The 21,791-nt window shown below is 33.3% G+C and carries 16 protein-coding genes; 11 read left to right on the top strand and 5 right to left on the bottom strand.

What is annotated here, in order from left to right; translation table 11 throughout:
- Window positions 1-93 precede the first annotated feature (93 nt).
- From ACFJGY_RS09130 to ribA, 4 genes are all read right to left on the bottom strand, one after another.
- On the bottom strand, window positions 94-744 hold the full coding sequence (locus ACFJGY_RS09130; protein WP_379963116.1) for a hypothetical protein: 651 nt from the start codon (window positions 742-744) through the stop codon (window positions 94-96).
- Window positions 745-1,333: 589 nt separating this feature from the next.
- Entirely contained in the window at window positions 1,334-3,061 is a 1,728-nt protein-coding gene (locus tag ACFJGY_RS09125) for a helix-turn-helix domain-containing protein (protein WP_379963114.1), read from the bottom strand.
- 491 nt (window positions 3,062-3,552) lie between these two features.
- Window positions 3,553-4,992 carry an SDR family oxidoreductase gene (locus tag ACFJGY_RS09120; protein ID WP_379963112.1) on the bottom strand — a complete coding sequence of 480 codons (1,440 nt, stop codon included), beginning with the start codon at window positions 4,990-4,992 and terminating at the stop codon, window positions 3,553-3,555.
- Between the two features lie 51 nt (window positions 4,993-5,043).
- Complete coding sequence (gene ribA, locus ACFJGY_RS09115; protein ID WP_379963110.1) at window positions 5,044-5,634, bottom strand: GTP cyclohydrolase II; 591 nt, start codon at window positions 5,632-5,634, stop codon at window positions 5,044-5,046.
- A 96-nt stretch (window positions 5,635-5,730) separates the two neighbouring features.
- On the opposite strand from ribA, the gene ACFJGY_RS09110 reads away from it, so the two are divergent.
- From ACFJGY_RS09110 to ACFJGY_RS09080, 7 genes are read left to right on the top strand one after another with little or no spacing between them, the layout of a single operon-like run.
- Window positions 5,731-6,390 (top strand): TetR/AcrR family transcriptional regulator, encoded by a 660-nt coding sequence (locus ACFJGY_RS09110; RefSeq protein ID WP_379963108.1) that lies wholly within the window; start codon window positions 5,731-5,733, stop codon window positions 6,388-6,390.
- A gap of 57 nt (window positions 6,391-6,447) precedes the next feature.
- On the top strand, window positions 6,448-7,770 hold the full coding sequence (locus ACFJGY_RS09105) for an ABC1 kinase family protein (protein ID WP_379963106.1): 1,323 nt from the start codon (window positions 6,448-6,450) through the stop codon (window positions 7,768-7,770).
- Complete coding sequence (locus ACFJGY_RS09100) at window positions 7,771-7,914, top strand: DUF2256 domain-containing protein (protein WP_379963104.1); 144 nt, start codon at window positions 7,771-7,773, stop codon at window positions 7,912-7,914.
- Between the two features lie 19 nt (window positions 7,915-7,933).
- Entirely contained in the window at window positions 7,934-9,412 is a 1,479-nt protein-coding gene (locus ACFJGY_RS09095) for a cryptochrome/photolyase family protein (RefSeq protein WP_379963102.1), read from the top strand.
- Window positions 9,412-9,693, top strand: coding sequence for a TIGR03643 family protein (locus ACFJGY_RS09090; RefSeq protein WP_379970151.1), 282 nt, complete (start codon window positions 9,412-9,414; stop codon window positions 9,691-9,693). The genes ACFJGY_RS09095 and ACFJGY_RS09090 overlap by 1 nt, the downstream gene beginning before the upstream one ends.
- Window positions 9,690-10,388: an SDR family NAD(P)-dependent oxidoreductase gene (locus ACFJGY_RS09085; protein WP_379963100.1), complete on the top strand. Its 699-nt coding sequence runs from the start codon at window positions 9,690-9,692 to the stop codon at window positions 10,386-10,388. The genes ACFJGY_RS09090 and ACFJGY_RS09085 overlap by 4 nt, the downstream gene beginning before the upstream one ends.
- 49 nt (window positions 10,389-10,437) lie before the next feature.
- A complete protein-coding gene (locus ACFJGY_RS09080) occupies window positions 10,438-11,091 on the top strand; it encodes a MarR family winged helix-turn-helix transcriptional regulator (RefSeq protein WP_379963098.1) in 654 nt (217 codons plus the stop codon).
- A gap of 346 nt (window positions 11,092-11,437) precedes the next feature.
- On the opposite strand, the gene ACFJGY_RS09075 is transcribed toward ACFJGY_RS09080, so the two are convergent.
- Window positions 11,438-13,501, bottom strand: coding sequence for a TonB-dependent receptor (locus ACFJGY_RS09075; protein ID WP_379963096.1), 2,064 nt, complete (start codon window positions 13,499-13,501; stop codon window positions 11,438-11,440).
- Between the two features lie 666 nt (window positions 13,502-14,167).
- Here ACFJGY_RS09075 and ACFJGY_RS09070 point away from each other — a divergent pair.
- The 4 genes from ACFJGY_RS09070 to ACFJGY_RS09055 all read left to right on the top strand — a co-directional run bounded on the left by ACFJGY_RS09070 (window position 14,168) and on the right by ACFJGY_RS09055 (window position 21,670).
- Window positions 14,168-15,337, top strand: coding sequence for a hypothetical protein (locus tag ACFJGY_RS09070; RefSeq protein WP_379963094.1), 1,170 nt, complete (start codon window positions 14,168-14,170; stop codon window positions 15,335-15,337).
- 19 nt (window positions 15,338-15,356) lie between these two features.
- Window positions 15,357-18,761 (top strand): hypothetical protein, encoded by a 3,405-nt coding sequence (locus ACFJGY_RS09065; RefSeq protein ID WP_379963092.1) that lies wholly within the window; start codon window positions 15,357-15,359, stop codon window positions 18,759-18,761.
- Between the two features lie 72 nt (window positions 18,762-18,833).
- On the top strand, window positions 18,834-21,047 hold the full coding sequence (locus tag ACFJGY_RS09060; protein ID WP_379963090.1) for a TonB-dependent receptor: 2,214 nt from the start codon (window positions 18,834-18,836) through the stop codon (window positions 21,045-21,047).
- A gap of 215 nt (window positions 21,048-21,262) precedes the next feature.
- Entirely contained in the window at window positions 21,263-21,670 is a 408-nt protein-coding gene (locus ACFJGY_RS09055) for a hypothetical protein (RefSeq protein WP_379963088.1), read from the top strand.
- The last annotated feature ends 121 nt before the right edge of the window (window positions 21,671-21,791 follow it).

Here is a 21,791-nt window from a genome sequence, read left to right as displayed (position 1 = left end):
AGATGGATTAGAATTTTTTATGTCTATTATTTTCCAATTCAATATCATTGTTCTGTCCTAAACTTACTATTGATTTCAAGTTATAAATTTTTATCAACTATGTATGCCTATACCTAACTGCGATATGTTTACTACCGGCGGCGGGCGGATATGCATCTGCCAAAGGCAAAAATTACCTGAGAAATTCAGGGAATATCGTGAAGTGAATTTTTGTTTTTTAGTAATAAAGAAATTATTATTCGAGCACTCCAGCAATGCAAGCATTTTAAACTGGGGATTTGTAGAAGGTAACGTTACGATATCTCTTCCACTTTTGGAGAAGATGGTATTGGATTCAAAAGGAAGTTGTTTGAACTGGATGTTCGACGTGTATGTGTTTTCTTGTTTCTTAGCTTTTTGAACTTTTAATTTTGATGCCTTTTTAGGCTGACTTAAATTGTTTGGTTTTACAACATCTTTTTTTATGATGCTCTCATTTTGTATAATCTCTACATTTTTGCTGATTTCGTCAGCGTTGTAAATTATTGTACCTGGTGAGACATAAATTTTTACAATTTCTAAAGATGCAGATATATTGGAAATAGAATCATTTTCATATATTATCGGAAACTCTTCCGTATCAATATTCTTAACAGAGATTGAATTAGCAAATACCGGCAAGGTAAAAATGAAAAAGAATAAAAATAACGAATCCTTTACCCAAAAGGCAAGAATGGCTCCGATTTTAAATAACTTTTTTTTCATCTTTATTTTTCCTTGTTATTTCGTTTATTGCCAGGATAAATGATTATTGTAAGGATTTGTTATAATTTCAATTTTTACTGTAATTGCTTATCTACAATAAAAATTAAGCAAACATACGTGTGCCATCAATTATAAAACTATATAGCATTTAATAACAGCATAAACTAGTTATAGCTGTCTTTCAATTAGTATTCGCGTGATATTTTTAATATAAAGTGGTTGTACGGATTCCAACTTGTGCCCATATCATAAAAGGCATTAAAAGAAAAGATTGCGTATAATTTTTTTTCATCATTTGTGTTTTTATTTTAATAAAATAGGCCTTGGTAAAGATTCATCATTTGTGTTTTTTTGGTAAACTTGAGAATTAAAGGCCTATATTATTAAAAATTCATCATTTGTGGTTTATGATAATCAATTAGATATCCATCTATGAAATTTCGTTATTATTTATGATGCAATGTTAGGCATAACTTAGATGAACTTAAAAATGAAACACTCCACAAATTCTAAATTTGTGGAGTGGTTTCAATGGTTTAATATGTTGTTTTTCAAGGATTTATTATATAATTAATAATTATAATTCAGATTATTCATTTTTTAAGAAATTTAAAAATTTAGATGGTGTAAGACCAGTTTTTTCTGTAAAGATTCTTATAAAAACTGTATGAGAAGAAAAACCGCACTCTTCGGCCAAATAAGATATTTTGTAATTAGAATACTCCGGAGAAGTTTTTAATTTTTTGATAATATATTCTATACGGAGATCATTTATATATTTATTAAAAGATTTTCCCTTATGATTTTTAATAACTGCCGAAAGGTACACGGAATTTGTATTGAAATCGCTTGTCATATTGCTTAAAGAGATATTAGGGGAAAGAAAACGCTCATTTTTCTCAAATTTTTCTAACTGTTTGATTATTCTTTCGTCAACCTCAGAACTTACTTTAATCGATTTTCTATCTATAACAGATGATAGAGCTATCTCTGGGACATCCAAATCGTCATTAGCTTGCTGTTGAAATTCAATTTGTTCATTATTTTCAAATGAAGAAATGATGGTTTCAAATTTTTTGCGATCCTGTCTTAATTTTATATAATGCCATAAGAGATAGCAGCAAACTATCAATATCAATAAAAAGAGCATCACAAAAATCTTTTTATTTGACTTCTGTGATTCTAATTCTTGTTTTACTAATGAGACATCCTGACTATATATATTGGCGATAAATTTAGATTTATTACGGTAATCATATTTTCGTGAAATTTGATTATATCTCCCCAAATAGTAAGTTAATTTTTTACTATTATGAAGCTTTTCAGAATTTAAAACTGCTAGATTATATATTTCAAGTTCAAAATTCATAAATGACGCTATCCTCACATTAATTCCTAATGCTTTTTCACAGTAAGAAAGTGATTTAGCATACTCTTTTTTACTGTATGATGATAAAGCAAGATAATACAACGATCGGTACTGCTTGTTTTTTGAATCGATATAACCTTTTTTTTCTGCTTCTCCGATCAAATGAACTGCATCGTCATATTTTTTTGATAATATTAGATAAAAAGCTTCTTGAACCCATATATTATTCTGAAGTTTTTTATTGAATCTTTTCTTTTCATATTCTTTTGCCTTTTTGATACAAAAAAATGCAGAATCCAATTGTTTTTGGTAATTGTATGATTGTGCTAAATGTACATAATTCCCTTCTTCGATCCAATTAAGCACATCTAAACTGTCTCTTGGTAATTCGGGGTGTTTTGAAATATAATTATCAATATCCTGATTTGCCTTTTTTACTATGAAAATAGATGTTTTAAAATCTCCTATTATAGAATATACCCGGGCTGTGCTTGCCTGAAAAGTCACGTAAAGAGGACTTTTCTCGGAAATTCTGCTGCCTATCTTTTTCATTTCAGCCAGGCATTTTAAGGCATTTTCATTATCATTTTTTAAAGCGTAGAATGTGCTCAGGCTTTCTAAACAATAAAGTGTAACCGGCTTGTAATCCGTTTTCTTTGAGAATATGAGCCCCTTTTTTAACAGATCAATAGAAATATCCAAATCATAATCCCGATACCTGTATAGATCCCAGGCAAGATTATAAAAAACATCCGCTTTTAAAGAATCTGTAGGCTTTTTCCGAATCATCTCATCAAGGTAAACCTTCCATAGAAATGGCTTGTTTCTAAAGTGTACAGCATTAATAGTTTTATCAGCCAAATCCTTAGACTTGTATTTTGCAAGGCTATCCTGGGCTGTAACCTGATAGGCAATTAATAAGAATAAAATATAATATAGCTTTCTCATTTGTGAAATAAAAATTAGAATTGATCGGGAAAATCTAATATTGATGGCTTAATTTAAACTGTAAAGTAATATCGGAGATAATAATATTCTAATTTTTAACTAAAACTATTATGTTTTACATACGTATTAACCCTCAAATGTATCGAATTACTTTTTAATCCCGAAATAGCAGAATTTTTAAAACACGGAATAATAGAATATTGAATGAAAATAATCAATAATAAAAGATTAATTATGCTAAAAATATTGCTCAGTTAGTCTTCTTATAACGAAAGAGACTATATATTCAATAATAATCAGCCAATCAAAAACAATCTTAAAACCATCTGAAAAACAGACATTTATCTCTAAATATTTTGATATTATGAATTTAAAAATATAAAAAAAAGTTTTTATAACAACGGTAGTTAAAGCAAAATAAATCCGTGATTTTGAATTAAAGTGAGTAATAAGAGAAATTATATTTTAGTATAAATATTGTATAAACTTTTTCATACTACAGGATTAGTTGCTAGTTTACGCAACATTCCTTTGAAAATAAGTCCGTGAAATGGCAAGACAGAATACCAATACAATCTTCCCCAAAGTCCTTTTGGTCGGAAAACAGCCTTCTGCCAGAGCTTTCCTCTGTATAATTTGAACATCAGCCAAGCCTCTCCCGGCAGTTTCATTTCCGCAAAAAGAATAAGCTTCCCTTCTTCCCTATTGGCATAGATCACACGCCAAAAATCCAGAGCATCGCCTTCGTGAAGCTGTGTCGGATGCGTCCTGCCTCTTCTTAAACCAGGACCACCAACTATTACATCCAGAAACCCTCTTATCTTCCATAAATTTTGCCCGTACCAGCCGTTTTTTCCACCCAGACTGAAAACCCTGTCAAGGCATTTTTCCCTGTCATCATATTTCATACTTCTGGTATCCCTGAAACAGCCAAAGTGCGGCACCTCTATGAATTCCTTGAGTGAAGAATCATGTCTGCTGCTGATAAAACTGTCTTTCCAGCTGGACCGTATTTCGTTCGCCTGGATTTTCGCCATTGTCCGTTGCAGCGCCTGTTCATAAGAAAAGGGATGAATACCCGTAATTTTTTTAATCTGATCTAAACTTTCCTTATCACAAACCACTTCAATTTTCATACTTCCAACAAGAGAACTGGCCAAACTATAAGTAGTTGACGTGATAAAATATAACCAATACGACGATAATTTCGGCGTCATTATTGGTAATGTGATAATAGTTCTTTTCAGACCTCTCACCTTGGCATAGCCTAAAAGGATTTGTTTATAAGTGAGTACGTCGTCGCAGCCAATATCAAAATTTTTATTGTAAGCTTCTTTTTTAAATAAAGTGAAAATCAGAAAATCCAGAACATTGGCAATACCGATCGGTTGACATTTGGTATCCAGCCATTTTGGAGTCACCATTACAGGTAGTTTTTCTACCAGATCCCGGACGATTTCGAAAGAAGCACTTCCGGAACCAATGATGATTCCTGCACGCAAAACAGTTGTTGGAACTGCAGATTTCATCAGAATCTTTTCGACCTGAAATCTGGAGTTCAAATGTTTTGATAATTCTTTCTGATTGACCAATCCGGAAAGATAAATGATATGCTCGCACTGCGTTTTTTCGATTGCCGAAACAAAATTCCGGGCACAGATTTTCTCTGCTTCTTCATAATCATCACTTCCACTCATAGAATGCATCAGATAGTAAGCGCCAGAGACATCGTCCGGGATATTCTTTAAAGTTTCCTCTTTTAAAAAATCTACTTCTACAACTTCTATCAATTCATCTTTTATCCCTGCAGGTTTAGAAAAACGACTGACGTCGCGGCTGCAGCAGACTACTTTGTAGCCTTGCTCCGTAATCACGCTTATCATTCTTTTGCCGATATAGCCGGTTGCTCCTGTAAGTAAGATTTTTTTCATAATAAATGGATTTGACCTGATGTCAAAATTGTCCTGAAACGATGAGAACATTTATATCTTTTCTAAAAGATGCCCAAAATAATTTTTCTTTTTAATAAGATATGATTCATTGGTGGTATTTGAATCAATTTCAAGTGCAATTCTTTTATTGAGCAAGATACCGCTATCCTCAAGAGACTTTAATTTTTCGGGATTATTGGTTAATAAATTCACTTTTGAGACATCAAGTATTTTAAGCATTTCAATTGCTACGCCAAAATCTCTTCCGTCTGCCGGCAGACCCAATTTCAGATTGGCTTCTACAGTATCAAAACCTTTTTCCTGAAGAGCATAAGCTTTCAGCTTATTAATAATTCCAATATTCCTTCCCTCTTGTCTGAGGTAGATGATTATTCCTCCATTTTCTGAAACAAATTTCATCGCAGCATCCAGTTGTTGGCCGCATTCGCATTTTCTGGAATGAAAAACTTCTCCTGTAATGCATTCTGAATGGAAACGCACATTGATAACATCTGTAAAATCCGTTTTCTCTGCAACCCAGACTAAATGAGGATTCCAGTCATTTTCACTTTCTGAAAAAGCATAAACTTTAAAGATTCCAAAATCTGTAGGTATATTGGATTGAGCTTGTATTTTCAACATTAGTTATAATTTGAATCATTATTATAGTACAAATTTATACTTTATTTATTTAATTAGTAAAATTAATTACTAAATTTGTCATAAATAAAATCTATAGTGGAACAGGAAAATTTGATAACAGAAGAAAAAATATTTGAACTGTATGGCGATTACATTTTGAATCACGGTGAAAGACCTAAAAATATTTACCGATTCGCCAAAGACAATGGGTTTGAAGAAAAAGACTTTTACAACTACTTTTCAAGCTTTGAGCAGATAGAAAAACTGATGCTTGTGAATCTATTTGATAAGTCGGTTGAACTGGCTTCGGAGGTCAATAATTCCGATGAAGTGACTTCGAAAGAAAAATTATTGAATGTTTATTTCATCTTTTTCGAAAATATGACGATGAACCGATCATTGGTATTAATGCTTCTCGGAAATGATAAATTACATGCTGCAAAAATCTCCAATCAATTAAAAGAAACACATCGGAATTTTATCAAAACATTAGATTTCAACGATTGGGAAATGATAGAAAAATCTAAGGGTAATATAAAAAACTTTCACGAAAAAGCAAGAGAAGAAGCTTTGTGGCTAAATTTAGTTTCTGCCATCGAGTTCTGGAAAAAAGACACTTCGCCTTCTTTCGAAAAGACAGATATCTATATCGAGAAGACGATTGATACTGGATTTGAACTGATGGACAACGAACCGTTGCGGAAAGTTTTGGATCTCGGAAAGTTTTTATTCAAGGAAAAATTTAAAAAAAGTTAGATGAAAAATTCAACTTTAAAAATCAATCTGATTTTAATAAAAAATAGAAATATTTAAATGAAAACACTCAATAAAATACCGACAGGAAAATTAGAAAGAACAAGCAGTTTACTGAAAGCAGGTGCAAAAGTCGGTGTTAATTACATCAAATATTACGGAAACAAAATCACAAAAGACAAAAATGAAGACGAAGCGCTGAAAACTTTAAATGAAGATAACGCAACGGACATTTATGACTCTCTGAAAGAACTAAAAGGTTCTGCTTTGAAGGTTGCTCAAATGCTGAGTATGGAAAAAAACATTCTTCCGCAGGCCTATGTGGAGAAATTTTCTTTATCACAATTTTCCGTTCCGCCGCTTTCCGGAGCCTTGGTAAAAAAGACTTTCAGAAAATATTTCGGGAAAAATCCGGAAGACATCTTTGACGAATTTACCACAGAATCTGTCAACGCCGCAAGTATCGGACAAGTCCATAAAGCTAAGAAAGATGATAAGGACTTTGCCGTGAAAATCCAATATCCAGGCGTAAGAGAAAGTATTTCCAGCGATCTGAAAATGGTAAAACCGATTGCAATGAAAATGTTCAACATCAAAAAAGAAGGTTCCGAATCTTACTTTCAGGAAGTTGAAAATAAATTGTTTGAGGAAACAGATTATGATCTTGAACTCAAAAGAAGTCAGAATATTTCTGAAAAATGCGCACATCTTCCGAATCTTCAGTTCCCAAAATATTATCCTGAATTCTCCTGTGAAAGAATCATCACGATGGATTGGATGAACGGAAAACATTTCTCAGAATTCACAAAAATGGATAATTCACAGGAAGATCTGAACAAAATCGGACAAACGCTTTGGGATTTTTATATGTATCAGATGCACGTTTTGAAGCAGGTCCACGCCGATCCGCATCCGGGAAATTTCCTGATTTCCGATGATAAACAACTGCTTGTGATTGACTTCGGCTGCATCAAAGAAATTCCGGATGATTTTTATAAACCTTATTTTGAACTCGCTAAAAAAGAGAATCTGAATAATCCTGAGATTTTCAGAGAAAAACTTTATCAGCTTGAGATTTTGAGAACAGACGATTCGCCACAGGAAGAGACATTCTTTACCAAATTATTTTATGAACTTTTGGAATTATTCACAAGGCCCTTCAATGCTGAAAACTTTGATTTTTCTGATGAATCTTTCTTTCAGGAAATTGCAGATCTGGGTCAACGTTATGCCAAAATCAGCGATATGAAAGGAATGAACACAAACAGAGGTTCCAAACATTTCATTTATCTCAACAGAACATTTTTCGGACTTTATAATATGATGCACGATCTGAAAGCGAAAGACATTGTCATTGATCAGTATAAAAATTTTATTGATTAAATGCCCGCCAACTTACCTTCGAAAATTTGTGAAGTCTGCGGATTACCTTTCAACTGGCGCAAAAAGTGGAAGAAAAACTGGGAAGACGTAAAATACTGCAGTGAAAAATGCCGAAGAAATAAAAGTTTAAAATCTTCAGGTTAAATATTAAAATTTGAAAAATATGCCATCTAAAAAAGCAAATACGGCACAATTAATATTTCCGAATCAGCTTTTCAAAGACACGGATTATCTGGACAAAGATCAGCCGGTTTTTTTGGTGGAGGAATTTCTGTTTTTCAGGCAATATAAATTTCATAAACAGAAAATTGCACTTCACAGAGCGAGTATGAAGTTCTATGAAAACTATCTAATCAAGTCAAAATTCAAAGTTGAATATATTGACAGCACTTCCCCGCTTTCCGACATTCGGAAATTGATCAAGTATTTAGAAAAAGAAAAGTTTGAAAAAATCCTGATGATCGATGTCTGTGATAATTGGCTTGAAAACAGAATATTAAAGACAAAACTAGAAGTTCAAATAATTGACAGTCCACTGTTTATCAATACGAAAGAAGATCTGAAAGAATATTTTGAAGACAAGGAATCATATCATCAAACGGATTTTTACAGGCAGCAGAGAATTTCCAGAAATATCCTGTTAAAAGCTGGAAAACCGGTTGGTGGAAAATGGACTTACGACACAGAAAACCGAAAAAAATATCCGAAAAATAAAAAAGCACCGTCCATTCAGTTTCCGGAAAACAGCAAATATTACGAGGAAGCAAAAATATACACTGAGAAACATTTCAGCGAGAATTATGGAAATCTGACTTCTTATCAGCTTTATCCCGTCACTTTTGACGAGGCTGAAAATTGGTTTGATCAGTTTCTGGAAATGCGTTTTTCAGAATTTGGCGTTTACGAAGACAGTATTGTTGAACACGAACATTTTCTGAATCACAGCATACTTTCTCCTTTGTTGAACATTGGTCTTTTGACTGCGAAAAATGTTTTGGAACAAGCAATTGATTATGCTGAAGAATACAATGTTCCAATCAATTCTCTGGAAGGTTTTGTACGTCAGATTGTGGGCTGGCGAGAGTTTGTACGCGGAATTTACTTATATCAGGGCACTTATCAGCGGAATAAAAATTACTGGAAACATCAGAATCCGCTCCCCGAATCTTTTTACACAGCGAAGACCAAGATCAGACCGATTGACAGCACGATTCTCAAGCTTTTGGAAACCGGATACGCACATCATATCGAGCGGCTGATGATCTTTGCCAACTTTATGAATTTAGTAAAAATAAATCCTCATCATATGTACCAATGGTTTATGGAAATGTTCATCGATTCCTACGATTGGGTGATGGTTCCTAATGTTTACGGGATGAGCAGCTTCTCCGACGGTGGCAAAATGAGTACAAAACCCTACATCAGCGGAAGCAATTATATAAAGAAGATGAGTGATTATTCGGATGGAGAATGGACGGAAAAATGGGATTCGCTTTTCTGGAATTTTGTGAATGACAAGCGGGAATTTTTCAACACCAATCCGAGACTTGGAATGATGCTGAGAACACTTGATAAAATGGCTGAAGAAAAACGGTCTGAACATTTTAAAATGGCAAAACAAACGATTAAAAACTTAAAATGATGCCAAAAGAATTTAATTTAGAACAAAAAGACAGGATCATTGAAATGGCCTGGGAAGACAGAACGCCGTTTGAAGCGATTGAATTTCAATTTAATATTAATGAATCCGAAGTTATTGCATTGATGAGAATCGAACTGAAACCTTCAAGTTTTCGGCTTTGGAGGAAACGAGTGAATTCCGGAATCAGTCAGAAACATCTGATGAAAAGAAATCCGGAAATCGAAAGGTTTAAATGTTCAAGGCAACGCACAATCAGTCATAATAAAATTTCAAAACGATGAAAAACATAGTAATCATAGGCTGCGGACAAGGAATTGGATTTGCTGCGGCGAAACTTCTTTCCGGTGGAAATCATGTTATCGGCATTTCAAGAAGTCATAATTCTGAGGTAGAAACGCTCAATATTGAATTTCATGAGCTGGATATTCTCAATGGAAATCTGGACGAAATTACTTTCCCTGAAATTGTTGACGGATTGGTTTATGCGCCGGGAAGTATTAATTTAAAACCATTTAACCGACTTTCTGTTGACGATTTTAAGAATGATTTTGAGATTAATGTTCTGGGAGCTGTGAAAACAATTCAGAAATTATTGCCGAACTTAAAAAAGTCAGAAAGTGCATCTATTGTATTGTTCAGTTCGGTGGCTGCAAAACTAGGAATGCCTTTCCACGCCTCTATTTCTGCCAGCAAAAGTGCTGTCGAAGGTTTGACGAAAAGCCTGGCTGCGGAATTGTCTGCTCAAAAAATCAGAGTGAATGCCATTGCGCCTTCTTTAACGGATACGAACCTTGCTTCGCAATTGCTTTCAACACCGGAAAAACGGGAAGCTTCCGGAAAAAGACATCCTTTGCAAAGAGTTGGAAATCCTGAAGAAATAGCAAAGATGACTGAGTTTTTATTATCACCAAATTCCTCCTGGATTACCGGACAAATCATCGGAATAGATGGTGGAATGGGCAGCGTGAAATTGTAATTCCCTGCTGGAAATCAAAAAATAATATCTTTACAATAAATTAAAAACTATGCAAACCGACTTTATCATCGATCTGCTTCATCAGGTCAAAGAATTTGAAAGTTCCGACACTTACAAACCCAATTGTAAAGTGGACGACTTCCGTATGTGGCTGAATGACAAGAAATATTCGGATGAAAGTCCGACCAAGCTTTTTAAAAACGAAGAACATCAGGTCTCATTCACGGAAAACGAAATCTGTAAACAAATTCTTTTACTGGGAAGATATTCAAAATTGATGATCAGAAAAGGTTTGGCAGATTTTCCAGATCTGGCTAATGAAGAATTCACTTATTTGTACAGATTAAAAGACGAACCATTCCTGACGAAAATTCAGCTGATAGAAAGAAACGGGCACGAAAAACAGACCGGAACTCAAATCATCAAAAGATTACTGGAAGCTGGATTTTTAGAAGAGAAAAATGATGAAGATGACAAACGCAGCAAGAGACTGAATCTTACTCAAAAGGGCGAGAAGACGTTCCACGAGTCGGTGAAGAATGTTAATCTGACATCCAGTATTCTATCAGGAAAACTCACCGAGAAAGAAAAAACAGAACTCCTGAGAATACTTAAAAAACTCAATGAATTTCACAGTCATATCTATACCGATTACAAAGGAGAGACTATTGAAAAGATTATTGAGATCTTTGGGTTAAAATAAATGACTGAGATTATTTCTTTACTACAAATCAATCCTGTAATTAATATTGGTTTATTGAAATTTCGGTGGAAAGCGAAATTGGGAAGGGTTCTAACTTTGTTTTTTTCTCTACCCTTATAAATCGTTTGTGAATTTAAAGCTAATATATGACTTCATTATTCATAAATACTACATATTTTGTTCCTTTTTGACTTCTTAAGATTTCTTTAATTATTTTCTGATTAAGAACTTGAGAATTATAATCTTAATATAGTATGTTATTACTAAAAAAGCGTCAAAACAATTGTTTTAACGTCTTTAATGGACTAATTGTAACCACACGTAAAATAATAAGACTGTTTTAGTTTTAGAAATTATATTTCAGGTTAAATCCTGAGAAAAAATACGCTTTATTTGGTCCCGGATTCAGATCTGTAGCAATATTGGAGGCATAACCATTATTTGCATCTTTATCATTGATACTATTACCTAAAAATAAGAAGGTGTAATTAATATTACTGGTTAAATTATTACCAATTACAAAAACATCTAAGTCAATTTTGCCAAGCCTTCTCTTATAGCCAATCTTTGAATTTAAAAGTCCGAATCCCTTTACTATATTTGTATTGGCAAAATCAGTATAAACTTCTCCCAGATAACTATAAGTATTCGCTATGTAGAAACCTGGCTTTGTATTGATATCAAGACCGATAGCATATTTGTTTCTGGGAACCCCAACAACATTTTTATGAGAGTAATCTTGCAATGAACCAGCCAGGACTGTCTTGAAATCTTTGTATTTTGCGTCATAGTATGACAGATTAAAAAACGGGATAATTTTCTTAAAAAAACCGTTTTCATTGGTATATTGATAGCCAATGCTAGCTTCTAAACCTGTATTTTTTTGGTTTCCCGTATTTGTCCAATAGGTGAAATTATTGTTATTGTAAAATAATTGTGTCAACTTATCATTATAATTAATTCTGAATAAGGAAATCTGATAATCAAATTTCGTATTAGCTAACAGACCATGAACACTAAAATCAAACATTTTTGCTTTTTCAGGTATCAAATTATCATTCACAACATTTGCATTACCTCCAATGAATGTTGAGGACGCTGTGGGTGCATTGTAACCTTCACTATAGCTAAGATTAAAGATTTGTTGCTTCCACTCTTTTTGTAGAGCAAAATGAGGCGTATATGCCAGTTTATATTCTTTATTAAAAGACAAATTTGAATTATGTCCAGTGATTAGATTTGGAAAAGCGAACAAATCCTTCCTTTCGTAGCCCGTTTTATTTGCGCTTATACCTGCCAATAATGTTAATGCCCAAGGCTTATAAGTTAAATGATCAATAATAAAGTATGTTCCTTGGTTATTATTGTACTTAAAGTATGAAGCTCCCGAGATTCCTGTTGTTTCTAAGGGCGAATTAATTGAGCCTGTAAATCTATAGCTTGATATAGTTGATACAGAATTTTGTATCTCGGCCCCAAAGTCAAGTTGATTTTCAAAATTATCATTAAAAGTATTTTTTAATGAGAAGGTTGATCTCAATCCTACATTTGGAGAATTTGTAATCCCATATGCCCCTGCAGATATACTTTCCTGATTCAAATTATAAAAAAAAAGAGTGGTATAATTCCTGAAATTTTTTGTGAGATTTAAGCTGTTCGTAACACCAAATCTGGTAGATTTCATTAAATTTTGAGCATTCTTTCTTATGTAAGCATCATTACCATTATCAATCCCAGCATAATAATCGGAATAAGGAATCTGCCCGGAAACTTTTTCATTGGAATTAGACTGACTTCCAAAAAATGAAATCTGGTCTTTTTCTGTCAACTTTATTGATCCGTTGATATTAAAAAAGTTTTTAAGTCCGCTCCCATTAGGTCTGTAACCATCTGATTCAAGATGACCATATGTGGCATTTAAAGAGTAATTTTTATCGGATACATCAATCTTTGTTCTTGACTGAAAAGTTTTAAAAGAACCAACAATCAAATCTTCTGAGACACTCAACCGTTTGACAAAATCTGGTCTTGTATAGAATCGCACTGTTCCTCCGGTTCCGCCACCGTACATTGTCGAAGCCGGGCCTTTTATAACCTCAACATTGTTGACATATGCGAAATCAACATCATCTAAAACCGTTACCCCTTCGGCATTGGTCAAAGGTATGTTGTTCCAATAAAACTTCACACCCCAATTGTTAAATTTCTGGTCGTTTCCGTAACCGCGCAGCACAATTCTCTGCCCTCCAAAATTGGTTCGTTTATCAACCTGCACCCCGGACATTGTATTGAGAGTTTGATCAATCATTGCAGGATTATTTCTATTTAGCTCTTCCTCTGATAATGTTTCTACAGATTGCCCGTGGCGTTTGAACTCTGCCCTCTCCTGTTTTAATTTTTTTCTTCCCAATATAGTGACTTCCTCTATATTTTTCTCTTTTGATTTTCTTGTGCATAGGAAGCACTATTTATCATTATTAATGATAAAAAAAATGTTTTTGAAAATGTTTTCATAGGTTATTAAGTTTTTTTTATTTTAAGTTGTTCGCTACCACCAGTATAGCATTCAAAAGGTTGTTTGCTTATGTAATAATTAATAGTTTCAATGGTTAAAAATTTAGGTTATTATTTGAGATAATGATATATAATATTGTAAAAATAATTTTTACTAAAATATAAAAAATATCAGATTAATTGTAAATTATGATAAACATAATTGCTTTTTTAATAATTATTATAACATAATTAACACAAAATAATAATTTATTTACAATTTATTAAGATATATAATTATACATATTCTATATTTTTTTTAGAACAAACAATTAAAAAACATATAATATATTGATATACAACAATTAACAAGGAAAATCACTTACTCATTCTATGTTTATCTACCTATGTAAAACGAATTAAATATTTGTTAACTATATTCTAATAAAAATAAACAATATATTAAAATTGAACCTTTTTGTTAGTTTTAATTTAACCATAGCATCCATTATTTAATAATAATTCTTTTATTAATGTTTATATTTTCTTATATTGGCACTATTAAAAAAATAAAATTTATACCATGAAAAAAACAATTATCGTATTGGGAATCCTATGCGGATTAACTGCAAATGCACAGAACTGGTCTTTAACAGGAAACTCCGGAACCACACCTGGAACCAATTTCCTTGGAACCACAGATAACCAAAGTCTCGTTTTTAAAACAAACAATATCGAGTGGATGAAATTGACCCCAAAAGGAAGATTGATATTTCAGAATATTGATAATGGATATGGTTGGGATAATAACCTATTTATAGCAGGAGGAAATGATTTTGCAACAGGACTTGGTAATACCGGGTTAGGATTAGGATCATTAGTTTCAGTCACGACAGGTGGCGCAAATACAGCTGTTGGCGCAAATGCTCTAAAACCAAACACAACTGGTGGAGGAAATACAGCCGTAGGAGTCAATTCTATGTTAAATAATACTATAGGCAACAATAATACAAGTGTTGGATTAAATTCCTTAAATGGTCCAGGAACACTAAACGAAAATACCGCCGTCGGGTTCGCAGCTATGGCAAGATATAATGCTGCTTCAACTGATGCTGCAAGTTACAATTCTGCATTTGGATTTAGTGCACTTGGCAGCATGATCAATGGTAACTATAATACAGCTTTAGGAAGAAGAGCTTTAAGAGGCTTATTAAATGGGAATAATAATATTGGAATAGGAGAAAATGCGGCTTCCAACCTTTCTAATGGAAACAATAATATAATTATTGGTTATGAAACCACAACTACAGGTACAGGTGTGAATAATCAGTTAAATATTGGAAACTGGATAAGAGGTAATAATGGGACTATCGGCATAGGAACCTCCAATCTTCCTGCAGATGGCGTTGCAGCAGATGGTGGGATATACAAGCTCTTTGTAAAAGACGGTATCAAAACAGAAAAAGTGAGAGTGGATGTTGCCAGCGCAAACGGATGGGCAGATTATGTTTTTTATGATGACTACAAATTGAGAGATCTCAAAAGCCTGGAAACATATATCAACGAAAACAAGCATTTGCCGGAAGTTCCTTCTACAGAAGAAGCAATTAAAAATGGAATAGAATTAAAGCAAATGAATATTCTTTTGCTTAAAAAAATTGAAGAGCTTACACTGTATTTATTACAACAAAATAAGCAGCTGATAGATCAAAATCAAAGAATAGAAGATCTTGAAAAATCAATAAAAAAATAATTTTCAAAAAAATAGAATTATGAAAGTTATTTTAAAAATGATACTGCTTTTGCAGACAGTCTGTTTGTTGATTTGTAATCTTTTACAAGCACAAACCTGGACACAATTAGGTGCGAAGACCTGGCCAACTAATCCTAATGGCATAACATCAACTGCTCATTATTGGAAACCAAATGGTATGGGAAATATTGGAAATGGACAAGTCACATCTATTTGGGTGGATCCTGCTGATTCTAACCATTTATTAATTGGACTTTATGCTGGCGGAATATATGAGACATTTAACGCTATTTCAGGCGGCACAAATGTAGTTTGGGTTCCGAAAACTGATAATATTCCAATTCAAACTGTTAATAAAATCGCTAAAAAGAATAATAAAATTTATGCTGCTTCTGGTGTTATTTTTTGGTTTAGCGGTTATAATTATTCCAATACAAAACAAGATAAATATCTCCACGGTCTTGGAGTCGTTAATTCTACAGATGGAGGTACCACTTGGAATATTCCGATTATGCCAGATCCTCAAAGAGGATTCTTTTGTCTTGATTTTACAGAGCCTACAGATTCAGGCATTATGTATGCAGTAGATAGAACGAGAGCTTATAAATCTACAGACAATGGGAACAGTTGGACTTATGCAGGCAACCCATTTTCCGGTCCGTCACAATTGATTTTAACTAATGTAGTTTGCAATCCAAATAATCCCAATATTGTTTATGTAAGTGGTCGTGCTGGTTCTCAGAATAAAGTTTATAAATCGACTGATGGAGGAAATACATGGACAGGAATTGATTCAAACATCTCAAGTTCTGTCATATCCGCTTCGGTAGTTACAGTAGATGGTTCAAATAATCTGCTAATCAGTATATTTAGTGGTGGTAATAATGTCAAGATTTTGAAATCGACAGATTGGACAAATTTCAGTACTCTTTATAATAGCATCACATCGGCATCTTATAATTTAAAAATTAATGGATCAGATTTTTATTTGGCCGGGATGGAAATGTTATTTAAAATAACATCAGCCAATACATTAAATAATCTTTCGCAATATAGCAATTATGATTTCAAGATGCACGTCGACTCAAGGGATCTAAAATTTGGTTCGTACCAAGGTGTCAATTATTTATTCTGCGGAAATGATGGAGGAATCAACTTAAGTGATGATGATGGTTTAACTTGGAGAAATATTACTGGAAATATTGTGGCACATATTATCAATAGTTTAGGATATTATAGTGACCCTTACGATAGAGTCTATGATATAGGAACACAAGATGATGGCTGGTATAGAAACGAGATGACGGAACCATTGGATCAATCTCAGACCTTCATCACTTCAGATTATGAAGGAGATGTATATACAAGCCCTCATAATAAGAGGTTTTATTTTAAAGAAATTTATTTTTCGGATGATAATGGCTTAACTAAAGTTAATAGCGGATTTTTACAACGTAGTATGGCCGAAGACCCTTTAGATCATATGATTCGTTATCATAATGGTTATAATAATCCTCAGAATGGGCCGAATCCCAATGGTCCTAATTTTTTTAAAGTGACGCATACCTCAGTCACTAATATCTTTCCAATGGAGGGTGCACCAACTTTTCCTACTCAGAACATTGGATTGACGCCTAAAATTGCATTAAACAGTAATAATAACATATTATACCCAATAGCATATTTTGACGGACCCAATGGAGGATTACATAATCTGTTCTTTTCAAATGATGGAGGAGTAACTTGGGATAATGTTGGCAAAAACATTCATCTATCTGAACCTTCGTTGCCGGATGTGATTAATACAGACTCACATACTATGAGTTGGGTTACTATGGATGATTATCATCCCAACCATATGTGGGTATCGTTTTCTTCTGCGGCTTTGATTAACCAAAAAGTCTATGAAAGTAATGACTATGGTAAAACTTGGCAAAATATATCTTTAAATCTCTCTAATGTATCAAGTCTGGGGTTACCTGTAAACACACCGAATAATTTTCCTGTAAATGTAATTGATTACGATGAAAACCGAGATAAGTTATATATAGGAACTGATTATGGCGTGTTTTATCTTGATAAAACTGTGACTCCAAATCAATGGAAGATTTTTGGTACGGGTCTACCGAGATCTATTGTTACAAATCTATTTGTTGATGATTATTACAATGACATGGTTGTAGGCCTTGCTGGTAAAGGAATATGGCATGCTCCATTAAGCGACTGTAAGGATGAATTGATAATGGCAAATACAACCTGGACCGGAATCACAAAAACAATTTGTGGCGACCTCCGCGTAAAACATGATGTAACCTTTAATATCGCAACATCTAACATTACTGCCAGAAATGTAATCTTGGAACCAGGTTCAAGAATTATTTGGAATGGCGGCAGTCTATCGTCATCCGATGTAACGAGGAAGTCATTTGTAATTTGTGGACGGGATTCAAATTTTACGGTGAAAGGAAGTATGACAATTAACAACTTTATTGTCAATAATTTTGAAGCAGGAACAGTAGAGACCGGAAATATAACACTTAGTAATTCTACTATCAATAATTATAAAAATTCTTACTATGATTTTACAGCAGGAACAAAAGTAACGATGAACAATAATTCAAATCTCAATTTCCACTCTGACTATTATTACAGAACTCATAATTCCACAATTAATCCTAATAATGGTGCATTTTTATCGGCAATAGAAGATATCAATACAAATGGATATGCAACAAATGGAAAAATAAGGGTTTTTGATAATACAATAAAAATTCAGAATGAAACTCTCAGATTTAATAAGATAAGCCCAGGAAATACTGGTAGTTATTTATTCCAGGCTAACAATTATATAGTGACCGGAAATAATGTTGATTCTACTATAGCTACTGGTGACTTCAACACTTTGGGATCAAATACAAATGTGGATCTAATCGCAAAAAATTATATCGAACTCAGAGATGGAACATATTTAGGAAATATCCAAACCGTAGTTAAGATCGATCCTTCCCTTCCTGAAACTATTGTAAAACCTTACAACAAGCCAGCACCACTTCCTGAGAATTTGACCTATAATCCATTCGCCAAGAAAAAGAAAGAAGAGAAGAGTGACCAAGAAGGACAAAATAAATCGGCTGCTAAAGATATTAACTTAAATATTTTAAAATTATACCCTAATCCTGTAATTAGTGATTTAAACTATCAAATCATTGATAAGTCTTTGATAGGTAGAGAATATAAAATAATTAATATGAGTGGCAATTTATTGCAGAAAGGCAGATTTGGCAATGAAAAAGGTTCTATAAATGTTTCGGGCATCAGTGAAAAAATATTTTTGCTGACGTACGAATTCAAAGGCAAGGTCATCAGTGAAAAAATTTATAAAAAAGCATTGACAGACAAAGAATTTGAAGATGACGAAGATTAATGATAAAAATATGAATTTTACTAGGACTGTTTTTATCAACATCAAGACAATTTATAACCTTTAATTTAAATAATGAGAATAATAAAAAGGACAATCTTCTTCACAACAATATTAGCCACAAGTGTCGCCTATGGACAAGAAACACAGAATGAAAGTGAGATAGATGAGGTAACTATTTTAGGCAGAAAAAAAACCACGAAGGAAAGAGCAGAGTTTAAACGCCACGGGCAGCCTGTGGAAATATTATCGACGGAAGATTTGAACAGGAATAATCCTTCGATGATTGATCAGACACTTAACACAATGACAGGGGTTCAGGTTGAAAAAAGAACCAATTTTGGTGGCCAGAGAATTGTGCTCCGTGGCTATGGAAATGACCAGAAATTCAACAATTGGGGTATCAAAATGTATTTGAATAATATCCCTCTCACCGGTGCTGATGGTGTTACTATTTTAGATGACGTGAATTTTGGATTGATCAATCAAATCGAAGTTATCAAAGGACCTGCTGCTACATTATACGGAGGTGGTTCTGGAGGAGCCGTCAGGTTTTATATAAAACCTGAACTTCAAAACGGAACTTCGGTATCACAGCAGTTTAATACAGGGTCTTTCGGACTATTCCAGACATCTACGTCGCTTTCAGATGTCGGAGATAATCATTCCATAACCGCTAATTATGGTCATATTGGAAGCGATGGATATCGGCCTAATGGAAAGAGCATCAAGAATTTTTACAATATCACCGGAGAATTCAAAGTCAATGAGAAGCAAAAAATAACATTATTAGCTTCACAGAGTAATTCCTTGGAGCAGGTCTCCGGACAAATTTCTTATGATGATTATTATAATGGCATTGACAATGGTAATTTTGCATATATCAGGAGAGGTGCAAAAACAAAATTCGTCACTACCAGAGTAGGCATTGGACATATTTGGGACATTACTAAAAATTTTAATAATAACACCACGTTGTTTTATACCGGCACTACAAGCGACCGGATTGCAGCAGGAGCTAACGAGACTTATTCTGCACCAAATTACGGTTTTAGATCAGTCTTTAATTTCAATAAAGATTGGGTAAATTTTAAAAGTCAGACAGAGTTTGGCGTTGAAATCCAGCAATCGCGCTCTTTGATTTCCAATTACCGATATAAGAGTGTAAAAATAACGGAAGAACCTGTTTTAAGACCACTTTACGATGGCTCCTATTTTAAGTATATTAACAATCAGTCAAATTATTTTGCGGTTGAAAAATTGACCTACAAACCCTGGAATGTAATGTTGTTAGCAGGAATGAGCTTAAGCCAGATTAGCTATAACAGAAGTGATTTGTTGGCAATGCCAGGTTTATTTGTTATTAATGGTGTCGATCTTTATAAAAAAAATCTATCCTTTGATAAAAAGTTTAATTTGGTAGCAACACCACATTTTGCAATTCAGAAAACCTGGAAAAATCAAATTTTCAACCTCAGTTACAGCGAGGGTTATAATGCACCAACCTCCGCTACAGCTTTTATATCAGGCCTCAATGAGACAAATGACAATCTTCTTGCGGAGAAAGCTAAAATGTTGGATTTCAGTATTCAGGGGTTGCTTGCAAATACTTCTATCGACTATCAATTTTCTTTATTTAGTATTACAATTAAAGATAAATTAACTCAGTTAAGAGCCACAATGAATAATACTGAAAACACGCCATATTCGTATTGGGCAAATACGGGTGATCAAGAAAATAAAGGCTTAGAAATGAGCGTTGGCTACGTTTACAAACCAATGAATTCTTTTCTTTCCAGAATACAACCTTTTGCGAACTATACTTATAACGATTTTAAATATTCTAAATTCAACACCTATCTTAAGGAACACGGTCAGGCTGCCGATGTTATGAATTATGATCAGAAATCTGTAGTGGGTATTCCAAAAACAAAGCTCTCGCTTGGATTTGATTTTGACACAAGATTTGGCTTATATCTGCAAAATACCTACAATTATATAGGAAGTGTTTATACAGATTTTGCCAATGAAAATAAAGTCAGAAGTTTTGCTTTATTAAATTCCAAAATTGGTTATAGACGTAGTATTTATAAATTTGATTTAGATGTTTTTGTGATTGGTAATAACCTGACGAATCAGGTAAACTACACTTTTTTATTTTATGGAAACAGTATCAATGATACCGATCAAGACAATCAGTACAATGATTCTTCTGTTTATACAGATGTAAATCCTGGTCCAAAAAAAGCATATTTTTTTACAGGCTTTAATTTAAAGTATAATCTCTAATACTTTAAATAACAGTATTATAATAATTGAAATAAGCAACGGTGAATCACAAGATTTTGTGGTTCACTTTTTTATTCTATTCATGAAAATAAATAATTATTCCAAATACCATTATAACAAAATAAATAATCATACATGTTGGTCTGAATTTTGGAACTAGAAAATCCGGATAAGTCTATTCATTTCTTATTTAATATTAACCAAATCTAAATATAATGTACAAGAAAATTTTAGCCGGTCTGGGCGGCGCAATTGCATTAAATATTTTGCACGAGACCATCAGAAAAAACTTTACAAATGTGCCACATATCAATGAAGTGGGCGAAGAAGCATTGATAAAACTGACAGACAATACCCCAATTAATATTGAAGGGGAAAATGAACTATACGCCGCTACACTTGTAGGTGATATCGTGAGCAATGGGTTTTATTATGCAGCGACTGCAACCAATCATAATATAGTTTCCGGCTTGATGGCAGGTGTTGGCGCAATTGCACTGCCAGGCAAAATGGGTTTGGATGATGATCCTGTTGCATCAAATAATAAAAAGAAAGCCATGACTGTGGGCTACTATCTTTTTGGAGCTTTGGTCACCAAGCTGATATATGACAAGATTAAATAAAAATTTGTCTTTATAAAATCAAGATCAATAAAAACATAAAACCCTGCTTAGACGGGTTTTTTTTATATTTTATGATAGATAGAAACATTAGCAATGTGAGTATAAAATTGTATCATAATTA

It is taken from the genome of Epilithonimonas sp. UC225_85, assembly GCF_042695135.1.
Classification (GTDB): domain Bacteria; phylum Bacteroidota; class Bacteroidia; order Flavobacteriales; family Weeksellaceae; genus Epilithonimonas.
This window is presented reverse-complemented; position numbering and strand designations above follow the sequence as displayed.